This window comes from Corynebacterium sp. CCM 9204 (assembly GCF_041357695.1).
In the GTDB taxonomy this organism is placed as follows: domain Bacteria; phylum Actinomycetota; class Actinomycetes; order Mycobacteriales; family Mycobacteriaceae; genus Corynebacterium.
Genome location: NZ_JAUERX010000003.1, coordinates 291,341 through 313,796, shown reverse-complemented (window position 1 = coordinate 313,796; position 22,456 = coordinate 291,341). Strand labels below are relative to the sequence as shown.

Here is a 22,456-nt window from a genome sequence, read left to right as displayed (position 1 = left end):
TCCAACTGAAGTAAGGAAGACTGTCATGTCCCCGAGCCAGTACGCCGCAGTTGCCCTCGATCTCGGGTCCTCCAACGGCCGCGCGATCGTCGGAGTGCTCAACGGCGGCACCCTCAAGATGCAGGAGGCACACCGCTTCCCGCACAAGGTGGACACCGTTGACGGCGCGCTGGCCTGGGACATCGACCGTCTGCTCGACGGCGCGATCGCAGGCATCACCATCGCCCGCACCCGCGTCCCGATCCCGATCAGTTCCATCGGCGTAGATAGCTGGGGTGTCGATTACGCGCTCGTCAAAAAGGACGGGCAGGTCGCACTGCCGGTCAGGTCCTACCGAGACACCCGAATGGCGAAACACCGGGAGAAGTTCGAACAGGCACTGCCCGCCCGGCGCGCATTCGAGCTCACCGGCATCCAGCCTGCGGACATCAATACGGCAAATCAGCTCTTCGCCGACCTTCAGCAGCACCCGGAGCTCGTCGACTCAGTCGAACGTGTTCAGTTGCTCCCCGACTACTTCGCGTCCCTGCTGTGCGGGGAACAGGCCTACGGCCGCGCGATCTGCTCCACCACGGGCCTGGCCACTCCGGGGGCCACCACGTGGTCGGATGAGGTACTTGACGCACTCGGAATCCCGGCGCACTGGTTCTCGGACATTGCCCGCGACTCCGTGGTGCTGGGTCCGGAAACGATCACGGGCATCCCCATGGTTCGCCCGGGTGGTCATGACACCGCCTGTGCCGTCCATGCGATCCCCCACGAGGAGGCGACGGACACCGAATCGGTGTTCATCTCGTGTGGCTCCTGGACCTTGGTGGGTGCCTACACCGATGAACCCGTACTTAGCGACACTTGCTTCACCAGTGGCTTCACCAACGAGGTGCGTATCGACGGCGGAGTTCGATTACTCAAGAACATCACCGGATTGTGGATCTTCCAGGACTGCATGCGCGCATGGCAGCAGGCCGGAAAGAACACCGACCTCCCCGCACTGCTGGTCGCCGCTGAAGCATCGCCCAGCATGGGGTTGGTCTTCGACCCCAATGACGAAGCGTTCACCACCCCCGGGAACATGCCCGAGAAGATCCACATGCGGATGCGTGAGCTTTACGGACGTGAGCCGGAATCCACCGGCCAACTCATCCGGTTGATCCTCGAATCCCTCGCCATCGCCCACGCTAACGCCGTCTCAGAAGTGTCTGAACTGACCGGGGTCAGGCCCCGAGTGGTCAACATCGTCGGTGGCGGATCCAGGAATGGTCTGCTCTGCCAGATGACGGCGTCTGCCACCGGGCTACCGGTCCTCAGCGGCCCCGCCGAAGCTTCCGCCGCAGGCAACCTACTGAGCCAGTTCGAAGCGATCGGTGCGATAGAACCGGGCGAACGCGACGGCATCATCCAACGGTCATTCACTCCCCTGCGTTTCGAACCCCATGACCCCACCCGCTGGAACGACATGCGCCACCGGCTCGCTGCGACGCATGATCACGCACACCCCAGTGTCGCCACGCGGTGACACCACGACTCAACCCGACAGATTGAAAGGAACATCTCATGTCCAACTCCGAGTACTCCCACCAGGAACTGCGTGACGCCATCTGCAAGGTGGGATACATGCTCTGGTCGCGGACCATGGTCGCCGCCAACGACGGCAACATCACCGCGAAGGTCGATGACAACCTGATCCTGAGCACACCGACCGGCGTCTCCAAGGGCCAGTTGACCCCCGACAAACTGATCGTCATGAACCTGGACGGCGATATCATCGAGCCAGCTCCCAGCGGTATCCACAAGCCCACCAGCGAAGTGAAGATGCACCTGCGGATGTACCGGGTGAATCCCGACATCAAGGCATGCGTACACGCCCATCCGCTGCACGGCACCGCTTTCGCCATCAAAGGTGAGGCATTGACCAAGAAGATGATGCCGGAATCGGTCATCGCCATGCCGGAGATCCCGCTGGCTCCCTACGGAACTCCGTCCACCGAAGCCGTCCCGGATTCCGTGGAGCCCTTCGCATTCACCCACAAGGTCGCACTCCTTGAACAGCACGGCGCCCTGAGCTGGGGTTCCGACGTGTGGGACGCCTACTTCCAGATGGAACGCCTCGAATACACCGCCCAGTTGACTTTCCTCACCCGCATGATCAACGGCGAACGCGAACTTCCCGCCGATGAGATCGAGAAGCTCATCGGTATGCGCGCCCAGTACGGACTCTAAGGTCCACTCTCCCCCCTCCACTCCAGGTCGTTGAAGGACAAGACCATGACGCATTCATCTCCTCCCACAGCACGTACCGCGGACACCACACCGCCGCGGACGAAGCCGATCGTCTACGTGTTCGCCGTTCTCGGCGGCCTCGCAGGTCTGCTGTACGGCTACGACTCCGGCGCCATCTCACTGGCGCTGCCGGACATCACTCGCCAATTCGGACTGAATCCGACCGCCGAAGGCCTGATTGTCTCCTTCCTGCTCTTCGGTGCACTCCCCTCGATCGCGGTTGCCACGGCCTTCGAGAAGAAGATCGAGCGCCGTAATCTCCTGGTCATCGGTGCCGCAATCTTCGGAGTCGGCTCACTGGGCTGTGCATTGGCCCCCAACCCCGAAACCTTGATGGCGTTCCGCTTCATGCTCGGCATGGCGGCAGGTATCGCCAACATGTTCGGCCTGATCTACCTCTCGGAGATCGCTCCGGCGCATCTGCGCGGCATGATGGCCTCGTTGTACCAGCTCTCCGTGAACTTCGGTATTCTGACCTCCTACGCCGTCGGCCACTACTTTTCACTCACCGACCGCTGGCAGTGGACCCTTGGCCTCGGCCTCGTCCCGGCACTCATCTTCGGTATCGGGATGGCCCTGTCACCGCAGTCCCCGAGGTGGCTGATCCGGGACGGGCAGATCGAACGTGCCCGTAAGACCCTCTCCCGGGTCCGGGAGACAAAGGAAGAGGTCGACCGCGAGGTCGCCGACATCCAGAAGTCCCTGGAGCAACAGAGCGCCGGGATAAAAGAACTGTTCGGTACCTTCCGTCCCGTCGTCATCCTCGCCTTCGTCCTCGTGATCTTCCAGGTGTTCACCGGCATCAACGCGGCCGTCTACTACGCACCGAAGATCTTCGAGCACCTGGACATGGGTGCGAACGCCGGTATCGCCGCAAACTACGGCGTCGGTATCGCGCTAGTCGTCTCCACCTTCGTGTCCCTGGCATTCATCGACCGGTGGGGACGAAAGAAGCTGCTGACGGTATCCCTGGCCGGACAGATCCCGCCGCTGCTGATCCTCACGTTCTTCGCGGAATCCAACGCCACGCTCGCCGTCATCGCGGTCTTCCTCTTCGTGTTCTCCTTCGGGTTCGGACTCGGCCCGGTGTTCTGGACCTACGTCCCCGAGATCTTCCCGCTGCGCGCACGCGCGCTGGGCGTCGGCATCATAACCTTCGCGCAGTACACGATGAACGCCCTACTGTCGCTCATCTTCCCCGATCTCATCGCGGCAATCGGTACCTGGGTGTTCTTCCTCTTCGCCATCATGAGTGGCCTCGCCGTCTGGTTCATCCTGACCCAGGTCATCGAGACCAAGGGCAAGTCCCTGGAAGAGATCGAGGAGTACTGGCAGGAACGCGCGGACATCCCGGCTGAAGCACTCGCCACCAAGTAACTCCCGCTCAACGGAGAATCCCAGACCAATCACAGACGCAGACAAGGAGCAACCATCATGCTGCGCAAGATCCCCAAGATACTGAGCCCGGATCTGGTCCATGTCCTGATGGACATGGGGCACGGCGAAGAGATCGTCGTCGCCGACGCCAATTTCCCCGGAGCCGAGTTCAACGACAACGTCCTTCGTGCCGACGGCCACGGAATCCCGGAAATCCTCGAGGCTATTCTCGAACTGATGCCGCTCGACCCGTACAACGACTGGCAGTTCGCGCTGATGAACACCCTGGGCGATGATCCGACCCCAGAAATCTGGCCGACCTACCGCGAGATCATCGAACGCGCCGAACCCGAGAACCACACGGAAGGACACTTCGACCGTTTCGACTTCTACGACCAGGCCCGCAAGGCACGGGTCGTGCTCATCACCGGCGAGACAGCCCTCTACGGCAACATCATCCTGAAGAAGGGTGTCGTCGTCTGACGACGGCATCAGTCCTCATGCAGCACCCCATGTTCTCTAACGTAGGGTGCTGCATATCTGTTTTAACTACAGGACTAAAATAGGCACCCCCAGGGCACCGAGGCACCACGGAGACGATCAACGTGACAACCGCATCCAACCGCGCGACCATGCGCGACGTTGCCGCTCTCGCGGGAGTCAGCGTCCAGACGGTCTCGCGAGTTCTCAACAACTCTGGCCCAGCATCCGAGACTACGCGGAAACAGGTCCAGGACGCGGCAGCAATGCTCAAATATGAGGTCAACCTCGCCGCACGAGCACTCGCGTCAAAACAATCGAAGACCACGGGACTTCTCGTCACCGGTGAGATCCGGCACGGTGTCGCCAGGTTATTTTCCGCACTGGAGTCGGAGCTGGCGGCCCGCGGCAGGCACATCGTCATCGCAACCTCCCCCACCGATAACCCCAGCTCACTGCGGCGGGCGATCTCCTACCTGCACGGAACCAATCCCGATGGCCTCGTGGTCCTGGCCCGCACCTCCAACATTCTCCCCGTGATCGCGGCAAAGGCCCAGGTTCCCTGCGCCGTGATCATCGCTGGCAGACACGAGACGAATCGGGTGTCCACCGTCTCCATCGACCAGTACGACGGCGCCATCGCCGCGAGCCAGTACATCTTCGACATCGGTTGTTCGGCCCCGGTGTATCTGACCGGTGATCTCCGCTGGCAGGATGCACAGGTCCGGCTCCGTGGGTTCCAGACGGTATGCACAGCAAACGATACCGAAGCGGACTGGCTGATCGGCGACAGTTGGTCGAGCGCGAGCGGCTACGCGATGGGCGAGGAACTTCTCTCCCGGGGGCTACCCGACGCCATCGTCGCCGGAAACGATGACATCGCCATCGGAGCAATGCACGCCCTCTACAAAGCGGGTGTCCGCGTCCCTGACGACGTCTCCGTCGTCGGCTTCGATGACATCCCCCAGGCCAAGTTCCAGAATCCGTCCCTGACCACGGTCCGGCAGGATTTCACCGCCCTCGGAAGAACAGCACTGGAGGAACTCGACAGGATCATCGCCGGGGAACCCCGCCGGCACCGCCAACTCCCCGCCGAACTCGTCATCCGAAAATCAACGCGCCCGCGCCCCTGGTGAGCTCGGAGGGAGTTAGATTGTTTCACCGGCGGTGAAATACCGGTGAAATATGCCGACTTGTTCTCTCACCGGTACGTGACATTCAGGGGCGAGTGGTCGGACCAGCGCAGTGCATAATCCTCCGCCTTGTCCACCCAGCTCTTCTCGGCCCGGTCCAGGAGCGCCTTCGTCGCCGCCTGATAGTCGATGCGCCACCCGGCGTCGGTGTCGAAGGCTTTCCCCCGGTAGGTCCACCAGGTGTAGGGGCCGTCGCCTTCCGGCTGCAGCCGACGCGCCACGTCGAACCACTGCGGCTCATCGGGGATTCGGCGCTCTGGGAGTACCGCATCACGAACGTAATCGACGGCTCCGGCAAAGCTACCCGCGCCTTCGACCTGGGTGGCATCATCGGGGAAGGTGCCGAAGACGGAATCCATGAACGCGCGTTCGTCCGGCAGGAAGCCGGACTTCTTCCTGTTCGTCTTCCAGTTTTTCAGATCCTCGCGGCGATGGCAGATGTTCCAGTCCCCGCCGATCACCATCTGCTCGTGGGTGGCTGCTTGCTCCGCGAGAACACCCGTGAACTCATCGAGGAAAAGATATTTCTCATCCTGCTTGGCTGTGTCCGCCGAACCGGAGGGAAGATAGAGCGACGCCACCCGGACATCGTGATCCTCGATGTTCGCCGCAATCCATCGGCCGGAATCGGCGAAGGAACCGAAACCGATCTCCACGTCCGTCAGAGGAGTCCGAGAGAGAATTCCGACTCCGGCGCGCCCCTTAGCTGCCGACTCCGCACCGATCCAGTGCCAACCGGCGTCGAGCGCCGGAGCGAGGGCGTCGCGGGCCTGCTTGTCGCTGGCTCGAACCTCCTGCATGAGAACCACATCGGCATTCGAATGATCCAACCAGGCATGCAGTCCCAGATTTTCCTCACTGCGTTTCTTCACTGCAGCTCGGATGCCGTTGACGTTGACGGTGGTAACGGTGAAAGACATGCCCACCACGATAGTCAGCGACCGGCCCCGGGGACAGATGCCCCGCCTGTTGAGGAGGCCTGTGTTTCCGCGGACACTGGTTCACGACACCACGAGATTTCCACCCGGAAGGACAGCCATGACCTACACCGCGGATTGTCCAGATCGCTGGCCGCTACCCGTCATCATCACCACCGCAGGCCTCAGTATCGTGTTCCCCTGGATCATCGGTTTCACCAGTTTCAGCGGACCACTCGCGGACCATTCCATCACGATCAGCATTGTGCTCGGGGCTGTCAGTGTCCTGGTCAGTACCGTCACAAAACGGTACCGGTGGATCCCACTCGGGGTCCTCGGCGTACTGTCGCCGTTTCTCACCGTACTTCTGGTGACCGTATTCTACGGCTTCACCCGGTGAATGGACCGGGGCCGTGGCACCATCTTCATAGACGCTCCTACTTGCACCGAAGAGCGCGGCGTCGCAACAGATACGCAGGCCCCCACACTCCGAGCCCGATGACAGCCAGAGCTGCACCAGCGAGCGCCGGGGCGGAGTAACCGAGACCGCAGGCGATGACTGCACCACCGATCGCAGCCCCGGAGGCATTCGCTGCATTGAGCGCCGAGTGGTTGAGCGCCGCCGCGAGCGTCTGCGCCCGACCCGCGACATCCATCAACCGAATCTGCAGGGCAGGCACCAGCGTGGATCCACAAAATCCGACCACCCCGAAGCTGATCGTGCCGAGCCACGGGTCGGATGAGGCGACAGAGAAAATGAGTAGAGCCACCGCGATGGACACGAGTGACACGGCGATACCGAGTTCCAGATTCCGGTCCGCCAGCCGACCACCGACGATGTTTCCGAACACCATCCCGATACCGTAGGTGGCGAGCACCAGCCAGACCAGGTCAGAGCGCATCCCGGCGTGTTCCGTCATGGTCCAAGTAATGTAGGTGTAGATGGCGAACATGCCACCAAAACCGACGGTTCCGATCGCCAGAGTGAGCCATACCTGGGCATTTGTGAGAGCACCAAGTTCCGTTGCCGGATGGGTCGCAGGCATCCTGGTCATGTGCGGCATGAGACGCCACAACGCGGCGAGAGTTCCCGTGCCGATAGCCGCAACGAGCGCGTAGGCGAATTGCCACCCCAACTGTTCCCCGAGTGCCTGGGCGGCAGGTACACCGACAACTGTGGCGACGGACAATCCGAGGCCGATAAAAGCCACGGCACGGCCACGTTGTCCTTCCGGAGCCAGCGATGCCGCAGCCAGGCCCGACACAGAGAAGTACGCACCGTGCGGCAGCCCCGCTATGAACCTGGCGACGAGCAACAGGTGGTAATTTTCCCCCAGCATCGACAGGCCGTTGCCGACGGTGAAGGCGAGCATCAGAAGGAGCAGGAGCCGCCGTCGCGGGATCATTCCGGTTACCGCCGTGATCAGCGGAGCGCCGACGACAACCCCGAGCGCATAGGCGGAGATGATCCGACCTGCGGAATCCTCCCCGATCTGGAAGTCGGCGGCAATGAGATTCAGCAGTCCCATCGACACGAACTCGGTGGTACCAATACCGAAGGCACCTGCGGCAAGGGCGAGCATCGTCCATCGGCGTCGAGCTTCCGAAATCTCCGTCTGGACGGGAATCGGGCGGCGTCTGGGTTCTGTGAGTTCGCGGATTATTCTCAGTTGCACGGTCGCACACTACTCCGGAGCAGTTTGACACGCTGCACCGTGGAAGGTGATCGTGACTAATTCAATGTCCGGGAGGGCGGTGTGCACCGAACCGGGTCAAACCCCCGAACCGGGTTAGTGGCACCACTTCCGCGCCATCGCGGTCGTTTGCCTTGGACGGCGATGAATCCTGATTTCCACCCTTTTCAAGGGTAAGAACACCACCGACCGAATGTTGAACAGGTATTCTGGACAGTTGAACCCTGTCCGATAATTTTGGGAGAACCTCTTGGCTAAGATCATCTACACCCGCACCGATGAAGCACCTCTGCTCGCGACTTATTCGCTGAAGCCGATCATCGAAGCCTTCGCCTCCACCGCAGGCATCGACGTCGAGACCCGCGACATCTCCCTCGCAGGCCGCATCCTGGCGCAGTTCCCGGATCGTCTGTCCGAGGATCAGCGCGTCGATGACGCTCTCGCCGAACTCGGCGAACTGGCGAAGACGCCAGAGGCCAACATCATCAAGCTCCCCAACATCTCGGCGTCGGTGCCGCAACTGAAGGCCGCGATCGCCGAGCTGCAGTCCCAGGGCTACGATCTGCCCGACTACCCGGACAAGGTCGAGACCAACGAGGACGCCGACGTCCGCGCACGCTACGACGCCGTCAAGGGTTCCGCCGTCAATCCGGTCCTGCGTGAGGGCAACTCCGATCGCCGCGCGCCGGAGGCCGTGAAGAACTTCGTCCGTAAATTCCCGCACCGGATGGGCACCTGGACCGCCGACTCCAAGACGAACGTCGCCACCATGGAGGACGGCGACTTCCGCCACAACGAGAAGTCGGTCATCATGCCTGCCGCCGACACCCTCACCATCACGCACGTCGCAACCGACGGCAGTGAGACGGTCCTGAAGGACAATCTCAAGGTCCTCGAGGGCGAGGTCATCGACGGCACCGTCATGCGCGCCGCCGCGCTGCAGGAATTCCTCGCCGCCCAGGTCGCGCGCGCCAAGGATGAGGGCGTCCTGTTCTCCGTGCACCTCAAGGCCACGATGATGAAGGTCTCCGACCCGATCATCTTCGGCTACGTCGTGCGCACCTTCTTCGCAGACGTCTACGCCACCTACGGTGAGCAGCTCATGGCCGCAGGTCTGGACGGCGAGTCCGGTCTGGCCGCGATCTACTCCGGCCTGGAGAACCTGGACAACGGCGCCGAGATCAAGGCCGCCTTCGACAAGGCGCTGGCTGAGGGCCCGTCACTCGCGATGGTCAACAGCCACAAGGGGATCACCAACCTGCACGTCCCGTCCGACGTGATCGTCGACGCCTCCATGCCCGCCATGATCCGCACCTCCGGCCACATGTGGAACGCGGATGACCAGGAAGAGGACACCCTCGCGGTGCTGCCCGACTCCTCCTACGCCGGTGTCTACCAGGCCGTGATCGAGGACTGCCGCGCCAACGGCGCCTTCGATCCGACCACCATGGGCACCGTCCCGAACGTCGGACTGATGGCACAGAAGGCCGAGGAGTACGGCTCCCACGACAAGACCTTCAAGATCGCCACCGACGGCGTCGTCAAGGTCACCAACTCCGCAGGTGAAACTCTCATCGAGCACGAGGTCGCCACCGGCGACATCTGGCGCGCCTGCCAGGCCAAGGACGCCCCGATCCGTGACTGGGTCAAGCTTGCCGTGGACCGTGCCCGCCAGTCCGGCATGCCCGCCGTGTTCTGGCTCGACCCGGAGCGCGCGCACGACCGCAACCTCACCCAACTCGTCGAGAAGTACCTCGGCGAGCACGACACCGAGGGCTTGGACATCCGCATCATGAGCCCGGTTGAGGCCACCAAGTTCTCCGTCGAGCGCATCCGCCGTGGCGAGGACACCATCTCCGTCACCGGCAACGTCCTGCGTGACTACCTCACCGACCTCTTCCCGATCCTCGAGCTCGGCACCTCCGCCAAGATGCTCTCCGTCGTGCCGCTCATGGCCGGCGGCGGCCTGTTCGAGACCGGTGCCGGTGGTTCCGCCCCGAAGCACGTCCAGCAGCTCCAGGCCGAGAACCACCTCCGCTGGGACTCTCTCGGTGAGTTCCTCGCACTCGCTGAATCACTGCGCCACTTCGCCCGCAGTGGCTACGAGCGCGCCAACGTGCTCGCTGGTGCCCTGGACCGCGCCACCGAGCGCGTCCTGAACGACGGCAAGTCCCCCTCGCGCAAGGTCGGCGAGATCGACAACCGTGGCTCGCACTTCTACCTCGCTACCTACTGGGCGGACGAGCTGGCCAAGCAGACCGAGGACACCGAACTCGCCGAACTGTTCACCACCGTCGCCGGCGAACTGAAAGACGCGATCGACGAGATCGACGCCACTCTCATCGAGGTCCAGGGCGCGCCCGTCGACCTCGGCGGCTACTACCAGCCGAACGATGAGAAGACCTCCGGCGTCATGCGCCCGAGTGAGAAGTTCAACAGCATCATCGATGGTTTGAAGAAGTAACCGTCTTCAAGCCCCCATAGAACAACAACCCGCCACCCCGTCGATTCGGAGTGGCGGGTTTCTCGTACCCCTGTGCAGGAGTAACCGCCCTGGATCCCGGGAAACGGACACAGAGGCCCACAACCCCTCATCGAATCCCGCAGACCCGGGAGTGTGTGAGCGCCGGGTCACTTACCGATCAGGATCACCCGAAGATGAGCGGCAGCACGAGAACGGTGGTGGATGCGACCAGGGCCGCACATGGAAGAGTGATCACCCAGGCGAGGGCGATGGGCTTCATGAGTTTCCAGTTAGCAGCCCTGTTGACGACGCCGACACCAAGCACCGCACCAATGAGGATGTGCGTGGAGGAAACCGGGAGTCCGAGAACCGAGGCACCCATCACGACGCCCGCAGCGGCGAGTTCCGCAGAGAATCCGGAAGCTGGGTGCATCTTCGTCAGGTCGGAGCCGACCGTCTTGATCACGTAACGGCCGATGAACCAGAGGCCCGTAATCAAGGCGACGCCCATGGCTACCATCGCCTGCGGCGGAACCGCGGCTTTGGAGTTGATCGTCTCAGTTTTCAACACGTCGATAACCGCAGCAAACGGACCGATGGCGTTTGCAATGTCGTTAGAACCGTGGGAGAACGCGAATGCGGCGGCAGTGAATACCTGCATCCAGGAGAACAACAGGAATGTGGACCGGGAGAGATTTGTCCGTTGCAGAGTCTTGGCGAAGATGAAAACCGCCATCCAGACGGCTGCAGCAACCATCCCGAGGATGAGGTAGTTGCCGACCGATGAAATACCGAGGTGCAGGTTCTTCAGCCCCTTGAACAGCAACATGGATCCAATAACTAGGGATCCGAGGGCAGCAAGGATCGGAACCCAGGTCACCAATGCCTTATGCGCCTCAACATCATCCGCTTGGGAATTGATGCGATGCAGTTCGCGGTAGTATTCGGACTCCAACTCCTCAGGATCGTACTCACCTTGTTCGATGAGTGCGGAGTCCCGCACCATCGCATTGGTGTACGAGATTTGCTGGAGTTCGCTCAATCGCTGGAAAGAGGTTTTGTGCCGTTCACGGAGTTCCGCACGCTCCTTTTTAACCTCCCGAAGTCGCTGGTCGGCTCGCTCATTGTAGGAGAGGATATGCTTTTTGACCAGCCAGAAAAGTCCAAACGCAACGACCCCTCCAAGGAGAGGAGAGAGTACCCACGACAGGGCGATAAGACCGATCTGAGACCACTGCACCATCTCCCAACCCGCTACACCGGTGGTAAATCCAAGGGTCAGTGAAGCGCCGACGATACCACCGATGATGGAGTGAGTAGTGGAAACCGGCAGCCCCATCCTGGTTGCGATGAGCAGCCAGATTGCAGCACCGAGCAGTGCCGACATCATTATCCATACGAACTGCATCGGCTCCAGTTCGATGCCGTTCAGGTTGACGATTCCCTTTCGCACGGTGTCAGTGACCTGACCACCAGCGATAACCGCACCGCCGACCTCAAAGATGGCGGCAACGATGAGTGCCTGCTTGATCGACAGAGTTCCGGCGCCAACGGACGTACCAAAAGAGTTGGCAACATCGTTACCACCAATGTTGAACGCCATGAACATGGCGAACACGATGGCGGTCAACAGAACAATCGTGTTCGCACCCTCACCGACGTACCCATGGGACCAGAGAGTAAAAGTGACGAAGGCGATGGCAAGCATTGAGCCGAATCCGATGTGCCACCACTTATCCGCCCGGGTATCGGCCTGTACGACCTTTGAGACGGCTTCTAGCGTGCCTGTCGACATATGATATTCTCTTTCATTTCTCATTATTCCGGGAGGAGAGTGCCAGGGAGACCTTAGAGTTGAAGACTGAACAAATGGTGAACAAAATGGATACGTGACATGTCCTGATCGAGAATACTTAGGCGCATCACTACCGTAGCCAGAAACTCGCCACACAGAGTCCACCGATGCCCAGATCAGGAATTGGACGGATAATGGTCACATGCCCCGACGCACGTCCCCCATAACCACACCACCACCCCTCCCACCCCGAGTGTCGATCCTCGCCGGAACAACTATCGCAACATGCACATTCACACTGTGTACACCATGGATAACGCCCGCAGGAGCCTACACCGTCACAGCGGACACCACCCGCATGGTCTGCACAGTGGATCCAGAAGAGGAGAACTCCGACGTTGTACGGTTCTGGACGACGCTCGAAGAGGAAGCCCGAAATAAGCGACTGAACGAGCTGGACGCACTCGACCCGGGACTACGCTCCGCGATCGAGAAATACGATTCCTCAACCGACGCACCTGATATCCCGAGTCCCACCGACCTTCAACGGAGAATAGGCGCAGTCGGCGGAGCAGAAGGCCTCGGAATGCTAACCACCACAACCGCCGAAGATGCGGGCGTGGAGAGTTCCGCTGCCGATCATAAGACCGAATACACGGAGCAGGAGACTCGCGCCGCAGCCGCAGCGATTGCCACAGATCCAGCAGCACAGATCAGGGATGCGCTGCGGAGCCAGGCTGCAACAGGAACCCGCCTCGATGAGATCAAAGCGGAACTCTTCAATGACAGGGCCGCAGAGTACAACCGAACCCAGGAACACCTGAGGAACAGCCTGCTCGACTGCGCGGACGAGTTGAAGAAGGCGACTCCTCTCCCCACATGGATTTGGATTGTAGGGGCCATCACGCTGACAGCACTCCTCGCGACCGTCCTAACGGCAATAAAGAACGCCCGCAGAAAAAACCGGCACTCACGTGACTGAGCAAACGCTCCAAAACGCCCCAACAAAGAACCGATCTGTCTATTTTTTTCACCCCATCTACCTTTATCTTTGCCAAAAAATAGACCAAGCTGTTTACTTTTTCTCCGTTCCTGAACTACGGTGATCACCAGCGCAAAACAACGCCGAAAACACCTCCGATTCTGACGAAGGACACCGATCACCATGACCCAGTACGACAACAGCATCGCCGATTCCTGGGGCTTCGATACCCGCTCCGTCCACGCCGGACAGCCGGTCGATTCAGAAACCGCAGCCAGGAATCTGCCGATCTACCAGACCTCCTCATACGTCTTCCGCTCAGCGGAACACGCCAAGCAGCGCTTCGCCCTCGAGGACCTGGGACCGGTGTACACCCGCCTCACGAACCCGACCGTGGAAGCGGTTGAGAACCGTCTCAACTCTCTCGAAGGTGGGGTACACGCCGTACTGTTCGCCTCCGGACAGGCAGCCGAGACCGCGGCAATTCTCAATATTGCCCGGGCAGGTTCCCACATCGTGGCCTCACCACGCCTGTACGGCGGAACGCTCACCCTTTTGGGCGTAACTCTTCCCAGACTGGGGATTGAGACAACATTCGTCGACGATCCAGATGACCCGGCCTCCTGGCAGTCCGCGGTACAAGACAACACTGTCGCCTTCTACGGCGAGACCTTCGCCAATCCACAAGCCGACGTCCTGGATATCCCCGCCATCGCCGAGGTCGCACACAACAACCACGTCCCGCTGATCGTCGATAACACCCTCGCCACCGCAGCTCTCGTCCGGCCACTAGACCTCGGCGCCGATATCGTCGTCGCATCAACGACGAAGTTCTACACCGGAAACGGATCAGCACTCGGTGGAATCCTGGTCGACGGAGGTAAATTCGACTGGACCGTCGAACGCAATGGCGAACCCATCTTCCCCGACTTCGTCACCCCCGATCCGGCCTACCACGGCCTGAAATACACGGATCTGGGCGCAGCAGCGTTTGGATTGAAGGCGCGTGTCGGTCTCCTCCGCGACACCGGGGCTGCCCCCTCCCCGTTCAACGCATGGATCACTGCACAGGGCTTGGACACGCTGTCGCTGCGTCTTGAGCGTCACAACGAAAATGCGGCGAAAGTCGCCGAATTCCTCGCCAAAAATGAGAACGTCACTGCAGTCAACTACGCGGGCCTCCCCGAGTCCCCATGGAACAAGGTGAAGGAAAAGCTCGAACTGAAATACACAGGTTCTGTCCTCTCCTTCACCATCAACGGAGGCCGCGAAGAGGCCTGGGCGTTCATCGACGCCCTCAAGCTGCACTCCAACGTCGCCAATGTCGGCGACGTCCGTTCACTGGTTGTCCACCCGGCATCCACCACTCACTCCCAGTCCGATGAAGCCGAGCTGCTGCGCGCCGGAATCACGGAGGGAACAATCCGACTTTCCGTCGGAATCGAAGACATCAATGACATCCTCTCCGATCTGAAGCGCGGTTTCGACGCGATCAAATAGATCCCGAACCCCAGTCCTAGAACACCCCGGCTCCACACCAAACGGACCCGGGGCCACGTTCTGAAACCACTACGTTCAAAAAGACACTGCCAGACGCCCGATAACGTGTTGTTTCTCCATCCGTGCAGTAACTAGTTTTCACCGTCTCGCCGAATCCCTCCACATGACCCCTCCTGCCCCGGTCAGCGCCTTGAAACCAGGAACGGGACAATGACGGGTACCCCTCAGAGGTTGATATCGAATCAGGTATCGACGAACAGCCTTCTCCACCGCGAAGAACCACCAGAGAGTTGTTCCACACCTACCGACGACGAAGTAGCGGCGAGCCACTCGAGTCCTCGCCGATCCGCCCTGTCCCGCAAAATGATGTAACCCGGAGAAGATGAAAGTGGCCCCGGAATTATCCCGGGGCCACTTTTCACTGCGTCGTCATACTCTCAGAGAAAATCTCCGGATCAACGGTGCATCATCATGTTGATATGGTGTGCGATTGCCGCGATGGCGGCGATTGCAGCACCAATACCAAGCGCAGCCACAACCCCGTTGTTCTTGAAGAGCTTGTTGAGCATGTCCTTCAGATTGTCCACGACCTGATTGAAGCCGTCGCCACCGACGCTCGATCCACCTCGGTCGGACGGATCCTTGGGGTCGGACGGATCCTTGGGGTCGGACGGATCCTTCGGATCCTCGCACTGTTCGCTGAGTTTCGTCTTGACCTGCAGCGGAGCCATCTCCATATCCTTCTGATAGAAACCAGAGAACAACTCGGCAGCAGCCTTCTCCGTCAACAGCACCTTCGCACCGGACAGATCAACATCACCAGCAACAAGATTCGGCGCCGCATCCCAGGTCACGTTCGCAATCACCGCATCATCAGCAACGAACGGCGCATCCCCCTCCCGATTCGGATACTTCACAGAAGAATAATCAGCGATGATCTGCCCCGACTTACCGTCAACCGCAACCTTCACATCCGAGATCTTCTGATCCAGTTCCCACTTATCACCATTCTTGTGACCGTGAATCACAATCGTGCCATTGAGCCCGAACACCGCCTTCGACGCCGACTCAACCGACGAACGCTCAGCATCCACCCCAAAAACGAACGGCCCCTTCCCCGGATCATCAATAGTCACACCATCAGAAACAATCACCTCACCGTTGGTCGCGGGAGACTTCAAGTACCTGAGATAACTATCCTTGATCGACCACGACGCAGAACCCTCATCGACCGAAACGACGCATTTCGGCTGCTCAGCGGCCACCGCGATCCCGGCAGGCACGAGAAGGGAACCAGCGGCCATGGACACTACGAAAGCGCCAGCGCTAAAACGAACAGTGTTTTTCAAAGGAAACTCCTGGAGATACATGCCAACCAGAGTGATCGACAGATTTTTAGATTAGGCTAACCGTACTTAGGGGATCCAGGATGGTCAACAGTAAAACACTGATTTTCCGAATTCACCCCCGCTTGTGGCAGGTCAACCCCGGAAGTCTGCGGCAACGGAGTCGGATACCCCATCAACAACATCTTTCCGGAGCCGGAAGGTTGCCCCTCTTCGGGGTTCCACCAATCACCCTCGATCATCTTCTAAGCAGCGCCACCAGATGCTGCAGCACGACACCGAAGACTGCTGCCGCTCCGATCATCACGAAAATACTCATGACTCCATTGACGGGATTGGTGAGGAGTGTCTTGAAAAGCTCCGGACCAATGGACGAGCCCCGCATCCCGCCGTCCCCTTCATCGATCACCGGGGGTGTCGGTTCTGGGTGTGCAGGCTCTGGGACTGCCCCGGGTGTCGCACACGTTCCGCTGAGTTTCGTCTTGACCTGCAGCGGAGCCATCTCCATATCCTTCTGATAGAAACCAGAGAACAACTCGGCAGCAGCCTTCTCCGTCAACAGCACCTTCGCACCGGACAGATCAACATCACCAGCAACAAGATTCGGCGCCGCATCCCAGGTCACGTTCGCAATCACCGCATCATCAGCAACGAACGGCGCATCCCCCTCCCGATTCGGATACTTCACAGAAGAATAATCAGCGATGATCTGCCCCGACTTACCGTCAACCGCAACCTTCACATCCGAGATCTTCTGATCCAGTTCCCACTTATCACCATTCTTGTGACCGTGAATCACAATCGTGCCATTGAGCCCGAACACCGCCTTCGACGCCGACTCAACCGACGAACGCTCAGCATCCACCCCAAAAACGAACGGCCCCTTCCCCGGATCATCAATAGTCACACCATCAGAAACAATCACCTCACCGTTGGTCGCGGGAGACTTCAAGTACCTGAGATAACTATCCTTGATCGACCACGACGCAGAACCCGCCGTCACGACGCACTCCGGTTCCACCGCCTCTGAAACCGCACCGGGAGCAGTCAGTGTCAGAACACCCATGGCGACTCCGGTAATTGCAGCCACGGACCTTTTTCCGATGATGTTCATTGTTCTCTCCATTTTTCGGTAGTTCCTGGTGTGGGTGATCAGGTATTCATGAGGTCGAGTAACTCATCGACGGCGGCACCGATTTTCTTTCCCATTCCACGCTCTGGAACAACCTGGAACTGGTCTGCCGTCGGGCGAAGGACCTGGATCGGCCAGTCGTAGACATCACTGAGGATCTCTTCGGTGTACACCTCTCCGACGGTGCCTTGTGCAACCACACCGCCTTTGGCGAGGCAGGCAATTCGGTCACAGTAAGCTCCGGCTGCATTGAGGTCGTGCAGGACGATCACGACCGCAGCCCCCGCTCTGGCCATCCCCCGCGCGAGACCGAGCGCCTGTTCCTGGTGCCCGATATCGAGCGCGGCGGTGGGTTCATCGAGAAGGACCAAGGGAGTCTGTTGAGCGAGCACCCGGGACAGCGCCACACGTGCCCGTTCTCCACCGGAAAGCGTCATGATGTCACGTTCAGCGAGGTGTTCCACCTCTGTGGCTTTCAGTGCCGCATCAATGAATGCCTCATCGTTGCGGGCCCGTTTCGTACGCGCCCACGGACGGCGCCCCATGGCGACGACATCGCGGACGAGAAAAGCGAAGGACACCGAGACGTCCTGGAGCATGACCGATCGGGTTCTGGCCAACTCGAGAGGAGTGGCTGTTGATGGGTCGAGACCGTTGACGGAGATACGTCCACCGCATATAGGAATATCACCGCTGATGGCGGAGAGCAGCGTCGACTTGCCGGCCCCGTTTGGGCCGATCAGGCCGAGCACCTCCCCGGCATTGGCGGTGATCGAGACATCACGCAACAGAACTCGTTCCCCGAATGCGATGCTCACATCGCGGGTTTCCAGGATGCTCATGTCATGCCCTTCCTCGGCGCATCATCCGGCGAAGCAGAATGAAGAAGGTGGGGCCTCCGACGATCGCCGTGAAAATACCGATCGGGAGATCTGCGAAGGGGATCAGTGTCCGTGCCGCGATGTCCGAGAGCCCGATGAGTACCGCTCCAGCCAGGGCGGAGGCAGGCATGAGGATCTTGTTCGACGGGCCGGTGATCCCACGGAGGAGGTGTGGAATGATCAGCCCGACAAACCCGATGAGGCCTGCATAGGCCACGGCACCGGCTGTCAGGAGAGTCGATGCTCCGATCGCCGCGATCCGGACGGTGTGTACATTGACGCCGATGTGCCCGGCAGCTTTATCCCCGAGCGCGAGGATGTCCAGGGCACCACCGAGAAACAGTGAGATAAGGATTCCCGTGATGATGATGGGAAATACTACGGTGACGTACTTCCACTGGGCCCCATTGAGGGAACCCATCTGCCAGAAGATGATCTGTTCCCTGGATGTCGCCGGAGCAATGTAGACCAGCAGTGAAATAGCGGCCCCACAAACGGCGTTGACCGCAATTCCGGTCAGGATGAGGTTGAGGACGTGCACCCGACCGTCGTGTCTGGCCAGTTGATAGACCACAACCGTGGTGATCACTGCCGTGACGAATGCCGCCGCAGGCACTGTCGAGGTACCAAACCACGTCCAGTTGAAGACGATCACCACGGCGGCGCCGACACCAGCACCCGAAGTGACCCCGATGACGCTCGGCTCGGCGAGCGGGTTGGCGAACACCGCCTGCATCAGTGCCCCGGCAACCCCCAGAGCAGCCCCGACGATGATTCCCAGAACAAGCCTGGGCAACCTGATGTTCCACAGGACCGACTGCTGGATCGAATCCTGCCCGGGGCCTGCGGCGAAAAGACCCGGGAGCTCAGAGGCTTTCAGCGTGTACTGCCCAACCATAACGGAAAACACCGTGGTCCCGAGCAGCAAGAGCACGAGAATCACGAAGAGGATGATTCGGTTGCGTCTCCTTGCCTGGAATGCGTCACCGCGAACGGGTGCCCCGGTTTCACCTCGCCCGGCGGATTTGACCGGTGCCGCCATCTACCTCGACTCCGGCGCATAAAGTTCGAGAGCGAGACGCTGGAGAAGATCACCGGTCTGTGGACCGAACGCGAGGGCCTGACCATCCGGGACGGTGACCACACGACGGTTCTGTCCGGCAATGGTCTGGGCGACACCGGGCCGTTCCAGCAGACCGTCAATGCCGTTTGTCGATTCGAGTCCTTTCTCCATCATGATGAACACATCAGGGTTGAGCTTCGCGAGAGCCTCAGCGTTCGCGGGGGACGCAGTACGGATTCCATTCTCGGTTGCAACATCGATACCACCGACACCTGTAATCAACTCGTTGACTCCGTCTTCTTCACCGAGGATGAAGAAGACTCCCCCGGTGCCACGGGCGTAGAGAAACGCCATGCGCAGAGGATCCTCCGGAGCGATCGTGCGAATGTTCTCGACCGCGCGTTCATATTCCCTGACGGAACGCTCCGCGAGCACCTCCGCGTCATCGGGTAAGCCGATAACCGACCCAAGATTCTGGATGTCCTCACGGATACCATCAACAGTGTGCAGCGGTTCCATGACGACAACGGGAACTCCGACGTCGCGGATCTGATCAATGGCTTCACGCGGTCCGATGGAGTGATCGACGATGACGAGGCTGGGGTTTAGCTCAAGCACCGCTTCGACGTTGATGTTGTGCCCACCCTGGGTGACCACCGGAAGGTTCGCCAGCGAGGGCTCATCGGAGCTCACGGTACGTCCGATGATGGCGTCACGCATACCCAGTCCGATGAGGGTTTTTGTATACGCACCGTAAATGTCCAGTGCAAGGATCCGGGAAACATCATCCACCACGACGTCGTAACCGTCTGCATCGGTCAACTCAACAGGTAATGAAGGCTGTGGATTATCAGTAACAGGAAGGGGTTCCCCTATGCCGGTCACAGCGTTAACCCCGGTAAGGGCCCGCGGATCAGGCAGGTCCGCCGGGTCAGGCAACGGAGGTAGCTCGGCACTGATACCGGGCTCAGCGGCTCCACCAGCCACTCTGGGTCCGCTATCAGGGCCCGAACAACCGACCAGAGCGGTCGCCGTGCACGCCACCATGACGAGCATCACGCGGGCTTTTCCGAAGAACTGTGATCGGAAGCTGAGTCGTGTTCGTGAGGTCAACACGTGGGGCCTTTCGCTGGGATTGGTGGAACGGATACCCGCCGCCATGGCGGACTGATTTCTGCGCTATCCGGCGGGATTCCGGGAGACAAATGAGGTCAGGGTACTGCCTGCAACGATGAAGGCCGCGAGGATGAGCAGGAGCGGAGTGGTCAATGTACCGGTCTCACTACTCGCGGCCACATTCTCCGTATCATGGGACCCGGAACCGGAGGACTTGATCTTGAACCGTCCGGTCCCCTCCTTCCCGGCAGTGAAGCCGTCATTGTTCTCACCACTCACCGAACTCCCCAAACCGGAACGACCCAGTTTCGTTGCCGGTGAAACGGACGTTCCATCTTTTTTCGCTCCGGCCCGCGGAGCTCCCCCGCTGGCCCCACCGGTTCCCCCGGACGCCGTAGTGCTGCCCCCCTGACCTGCCGCACAACTGGCGGATCCGCCCAGTGCCGCAGCAAAACTCAGTGGCGCCATTTCCTGCCCAACCGGATAGAAATCGGCGAAGGCGGAGGCCCCCGCCTGGGTGAGGGTGACGGAACTGGTCTGGCCCTCGACAGCCGTCGAAGAGACATCCAACTGGCTGAACGCCAGGTTGGCCACCGCGATGCGGCCGTAGTTGTTGGAGGCGCCTTCCATGTCATTGGAGCTCACATTCGCGATGAGAACACCCGAGTTTCCGTTCCACTGGATTTCCAGATCCGTGATGGTGAGATCCAGGATTCCACCATGGCCGGTGAAATGGACCGAGCCAGGCATGAGGAGTGAGCCGGTCCCGGCAGTCGGGTTCACCGCACCGGAGTTACCCGAGAAAAGGAACTGACCGTTGCTATGCCCGACACCGTTGAGATCCCAGCCCCCTTTGGCGATCGCGCCCGAAATGTAAGTCTGGAATGACGTCTTGACGGCCCATGCGGCCTGCGCCTCAACGACCCCGAGTGAGCCATCGTCCGTGCAGACGTCTCCGCTCCCCGTGTTGGCCCCGGCGCCCGAAGTTGCACCTCCGTTTCCCGAGGTTCCGCGTGCTGCGGTAACGGAGGTTCCCCCTCTGGATCCGGTACCTGTGCCGACTCCCGTCATCGCGCCACCACCGGCGCCGGTTTTCCCGCCGGCCCCCGGAGAAGCGCCGGTTCCGGTCGCACCGGTTCCGCTCCCACGGCCACCGGTCAGGGAGTTCCGGTCCTCCGTGAAACGCTTGTACAGCTTGTCGCTGTTCCCCATGAACTTGTCGGCGGTCCCCATGAGGTTGTTCAGGGCGTCAAGGTGATCGTTGACGGAATTGACAACATTGATACCGACGGACTTGGTCCCGGTGTTCTTTCCACCGCTGGTCCCGCCCCCTGGGGCGGGTTGCTTTCCGCAGACCTTCTCCAGTTTCGCGTTCAGTGCGAGATCATCGAACTCCTGACCGGCATCGTAGAACCCGCCGAAGATTCCCGCACCGTCAGTAGAGAGATTCACGCTTCCGGTGAGATCCAGTGAATCGGAAGTGAAGTCCGGGGTTTTCGAGAGCTGGATATCCATGAAATTCGCGTCATCCGCGCTGATTTCACCCTTAACCTGTGTGGTGCCATCTTCGAGTTCGAGGCCCCTGTAGTCGACGACGAGTGTCGCTGCGGATCCGTCGACGACGAGTTTCATGTCGGAGAGCGTAAAATCGAGGGCATACTCACCGGGGCCACGCCCGCCTTCTCCTTCATGGCCGAAGAATCGGAGGGAACCCTGCAACGGAATTGTCGCGGTGTCCGCGTCAACGACCCTCATTCCGTTCGGGTCCGGAGTGAAGATGAACTGCCCCGCCCCATCCTCATATCCGACGCCGTTCAGGTCCCAACCTCCCCGGGTACCTCCGGATTTGATGTAGCTACGGAAGGACTGCTTGAATCCCCACCGCATTGCACCGTCGATCTTCGTGTAGGACTCGGAGCAGTCCTGGGCATCGGCGGACAGAACCGGGAAGACCATGAACCCCGCTGCCGCCGCGGCGGCTATCACGGCGGTGGTACGCCGTCCGGGGCGGGTGAATGGCGAACGCAGGATCATGCGCCGTCCTTTCTGGATGGTGAACTCTCGGAGGGATGGTCAGGGAAGACGTCCGAGAGAAAAGTCTTTTACGAAATGCGGCACCGGGCCTCCACTATCGGAGTATCCGTCATGAAAGGTGAGCACACTTCACATTGCACCAGGCTAGACTAACCTAACGCATTTACTTTGCACATCGACCACCACACCCCGTCCCCCTGCA

General features: G+C 60.3%; 18 protein-coding genes. 9 read left to right on the top strand and 9 right to left on the bottom strand.

Going from position 1 to position 22,456, the window contains the following annotated elements:
• The first annotated feature begins 25 nt into the window (after nt 1–25).
• The 5 genes from QWU43_RS07890 (at nt 26) to QWU43_RS07870 (ending at nt 5,273) form a co-directional block, all read left to right on the top strand.
• A complete protein-coding gene (locus tag QWU43_RS07890; protein ID WP_370917537.1) occupies nt 26–1,516 on the top strand; it encodes a rhamnulokinase family protein in 1,491 nt (496 codons plus the stop codon).
• Between the two features lie 38 nt (nt 1,517–1,554).
• Nucleotides 1,555–2,220 carry a class II aldolase/adducin family protein gene (locus tag QWU43_RS07885; protein ID WP_370914463.1) on the top strand — a complete coding sequence of 222 codons (666 nt, stop codon included), beginning with the start codon at nt 1,555–1,557 and terminating at the stop codon, nt 2,218–2,220.
• 45 nt (nt 2,221–2,265) lie between these two features.
• On the top strand, nt 2,266–3,657 hold the full coding sequence (locus QWU43_RS07880; RefSeq protein ID WP_370914464.1) for a sugar porter family MFS transporter: 1,392 nt from the start codon (nt 2,266–2,268) through the stop codon (nt 3,655–3,657).
• Between the two features lie 57 nt (nt 3,658–3,714).
• Nucleotides 3,715–4,140: an RbsD/FucU family protein gene (locus tag QWU43_RS07875; protein ID WP_370914465.1), complete on the top strand. Its 426-nt coding sequence runs from the start codon at nt 3,715–3,717 to the stop codon at nt 4,138–4,140.
• Nucleotides 4,141–4,262: 122 nt separating this feature from the next.
• Nucleotides 4,263–5,273, top strand: a complete 1,011-nt coding sequence (locus tag QWU43_RS07870) for a LacI family DNA-binding transcriptional regulator (protein ID WP_370914466.1) — start codon at nt 4,263–4,265, stop codon at nt 5,271–5,273.
• 65 nt (nt 5,274–5,338) lie between these two features.
• On the opposite strand, the gene QWU43_RS07865 is transcribed toward QWU43_RS07870, so the two are convergent.
• Nucleotides 5,339–6,250 carry an exodeoxyribonuclease III gene (locus QWU43_RS07865; RefSeq protein WP_370917536.1) on the bottom strand — a complete coding sequence of 304 codons (912 nt, stop codon included), beginning with the start codon at nt 6,248–6,250 and terminating at the stop codon, nt 5,339–5,341.
• A gap of 118 nt (nt 6,251–6,368) precedes the next feature.
• Here QWU43_RS07865 and QWU43_RS07860 point away from each other — a divergent pair, with 118 nt between their 5' ends.
• Entirely contained in the window at nt 6,369–6,647 is a 279-nt protein-coding gene (locus tag QWU43_RS07860; protein ID WP_370914468.1) for a hypothetical protein, read from the top strand.
• A gap of 37 nt (nt 6,648–6,684) precedes the next feature.
• Here the strand turns inward: QWU43_RS07860 and QWU43_RS07855 are convergent, their stop codons facing one another.
• Nucleotides 6,685–7,923 carry an MFS transporter gene (locus tag QWU43_RS07855; RefSeq protein WP_370914469.1) on the bottom strand — a complete coding sequence of 413 codons (1,239 nt, stop codon included), beginning with the start codon at nt 7,921–7,923 and terminating at the stop codon, nt 6,685–6,687.
• Nucleotides 7,924–8,191: 268 nt separating this feature from the next.
• On the opposite strand from QWU43_RS07855, the gene QWU43_RS07850 reads away from it, so the two are divergent.
• A complete protein-coding gene (locus tag QWU43_RS07850) occupies nt 8,192–10,405 on the top strand; it encodes an NADP-dependent isocitrate dehydrogenase (protein ID WP_370917535.1) in 2,214 nt (737 codons plus the stop codon).
• 184 nt (nt 10,406–10,589) lie between these two features.
• Here the strand turns inward: QWU43_RS07850 and QWU43_RS07845 are convergent, their stop codons facing one another.
• Nucleotides 10,590–12,200 (bottom strand): inorganic phosphate transporter, encoded by a 1,611-nt coding sequence (locus tag QWU43_RS07845; protein WP_370914471.1) that lies wholly within the window; start codon nt 12,198–12,200, stop codon nt 10,590–10,592.
• Nucleotides 12,201–12,558: 358 nt separating this feature from the next.
• Between QWU43_RS07845 and QWU43_RS07840 the strand changes: the two genes are divergently transcribed.
• Entirely contained in the window at nt 12,559–13,182 is a 624-nt protein-coding gene (locus tag QWU43_RS07840) for a hypothetical protein (protein WP_370914472.1), read from the top strand.
• Between the two features lie 183 nt (nt 13,183–13,365).
• Nucleotides 13,366–14,682 carry an O-acetylhomoserine/O-acetylserine sulfhydrylase gene (locus tag QWU43_RS07835; RefSeq protein WP_370914473.1) on the top strand — a complete coding sequence of 439 codons (1,317 nt, stop codon included), beginning with the start codon at nt 13,366–13,368 and terminating at the stop codon, nt 14,680–14,682.
• Between the two features lie 455 nt (nt 14,683–15,137).
• Here QWU43_RS07835 and QWU43_RS07830 read toward each other — a convergent pair whose 3' ends face one another.
• From QWU43_RS07830 to QWU43_RS07805, 6 genes are all read right to left on the bottom strand, one after another.
• Nucleotides 15,138–15,986 carry an HtaA domain-containing protein gene (locus QWU43_RS07830; RefSeq protein ID WP_370914474.1) on the bottom strand — a complete coding sequence of 283 codons (849 nt, stop codon included), beginning with the start codon at nt 15,984–15,986 and terminating at the stop codon, nt 15,138–15,140.
• Nucleotides 15,987–16,266: 280 nt separating this feature from the next.
• On the bottom strand, nt 16,267–17,142 hold the full coding sequence (locus QWU43_RS07825; RefSeq protein WP_370917534.1) for an HtaA domain-containing protein: 876 nt from the start codon (nt 17,140–17,142) through the stop codon (nt 16,267–16,269).
• Nucleotides 17,143–17,180: 38 nt separating this feature from the next.
• Nucleotides 17,181–18,002: a heme ABC transporter ATP-binding protein gene (locus QWU43_RS07820; RefSeq protein ID WP_370914476.1), complete on the bottom strand. Its 822-nt coding sequence runs from the start codon at nt 18,000–18,002 to the stop codon at nt 17,181–17,183.
• Between the two features lies 1 nt (nt 18,003).
• Nucleotides 18,004–19,083: a FecCD family ABC transporter permease gene (locus tag QWU43_RS07815; RefSeq protein WP_370914477.1), complete on the bottom strand. Its 1,080-nt coding sequence runs from the start codon at nt 19,081–19,083 to the stop codon at nt 18,004–18,006.
• The gene (locus QWU43_RS07810) at nt 19,084–20,160 is read right to left on the bottom strand and encodes a hemin ABC transporter substrate-binding protein (protein WP_370917634.1); all 1,077 of its coding nucleotides are present in this window, start codon (nt 20,158–20,160) and stop codon (nt 19,084–19,086) included.
• A gap of 123 nt (nt 20,161–20,283) precedes the next feature.
• Nucleotides 20,284–22,254, bottom strand: a complete 1,971-nt coding sequence (locus QWU43_RS07805) for an HtaA domain-containing protein (protein ID WP_370917533.1) — start codon at nt 22,252–22,254, stop codon at nt 20,284–20,286.
• Between the last annotated feature and the right edge of the window lie 202 nt (nt 22,255–22,456).

Excerpts from the sequence above, each read along its gene's own strand:
- QWU43_RS07890 (WP_370917537.1), top strand. The coding sequence starts at position 26 with ATGTCCCCGAGCCAGTACGCCGCAGTTGCCCTCGATCTCGGGTCCTCC.
- QWU43_RS07885 (WP_370914463.1), top strand. The coding sequence starts at position 1,555 with ATGTCCAACTCCGAGTACTCCCACCAGGAACTGCGTGACGCCATCTGC.
- QWU43_RS07880 (WP_370914464.1), top strand. The coding sequence starts at position 2,266 with ATGACGCATTCATCTCCTCCCACAGCACGTACCGCGGACACCACACCG.
- QWU43_RS07875 (WP_370914465.1), top strand. The coding sequence starts at position 3,715 with ATGCTGCGCAAGATCCCCAAGATACTGAGCCCGGATCTGGTCCATGTC.
- QWU43_RS07865 (WP_370917536.1), bottom strand. The coding sequence starts at position 6,250 with ATGTCTTTCACCGTTACCACCGTCAACGTCAACGGCATCCGAGCTGCA.
- QWU43_RS07860 (WP_370914468.1), top strand. The coding sequence starts at position 6,369 with ATGACCTACACCGCGGATTGTCCAGATCGCTGGCCGCTACCCGTCATC.
- QWU43_RS07845 (WP_370914471.1), bottom strand. The coding sequence starts at position 12,200 with ATGTCGACAGGCACGCTAGAAGCCGTCTCAAAGGTCGTACAGGCCGAT.
- QWU43_RS07840 (WP_370914472.1), top strand. The coding sequence starts at position 12,559 with ATGGTCTGCACAGTGGATCCAGAAGAGGAGAACTCCGACGTTGTACGG.
- QWU43_RS07835 (WP_370914473.1), top strand. The coding sequence starts at position 13,366 with ATGACCCAGTACGACAACAGCATCGCCGATTCCTGGGGCTTCGATACC.
- QWU43_RS07830 (WP_370914474.1), bottom strand. The coding sequence starts at position 15,986 with ATGGCCGCTGGTTCCCTTCTCGTGCCTGCCGGGATCGCGGTGGCCGCT.
- QWU43_RS07825 (WP_370917534.1), bottom strand. The coding sequence starts at position 17,142 with ATGAACATCATCGGAAAAAGGTCCGTGGCTGCAATTACCGGAGTCGCC.
- QWU43_RS07820 (WP_370914476.1), bottom strand. The coding sequence starts at position 18,002 with ATGAGCATCCTGGAAACCCGCGATGTGAGCATCGCATTCGGGGAACGA.
- QWU43_RS07815 (WP_370914477.1), bottom strand. The coding sequence starts at position 19,083 with ATGGCGGCACCGGTCAAATCCGCCGGGCGAGGTGAAACCGGGGCACCC.
- QWU43_RS07810 (WP_370917634.1), bottom strand. The coding sequence starts at position 20,160 with ATGCTCGTCATGGTGGCGTGCACGGCGACCGCTCTGGTCGGTTGTTCG.
- QWU43_RS07805 (WP_370917533.1), bottom strand. The coding sequence starts at position 22,254 with ATGATCCTGCGTTCGCCATTCACCCGCCCCGGACGGCGTACCACCGCC.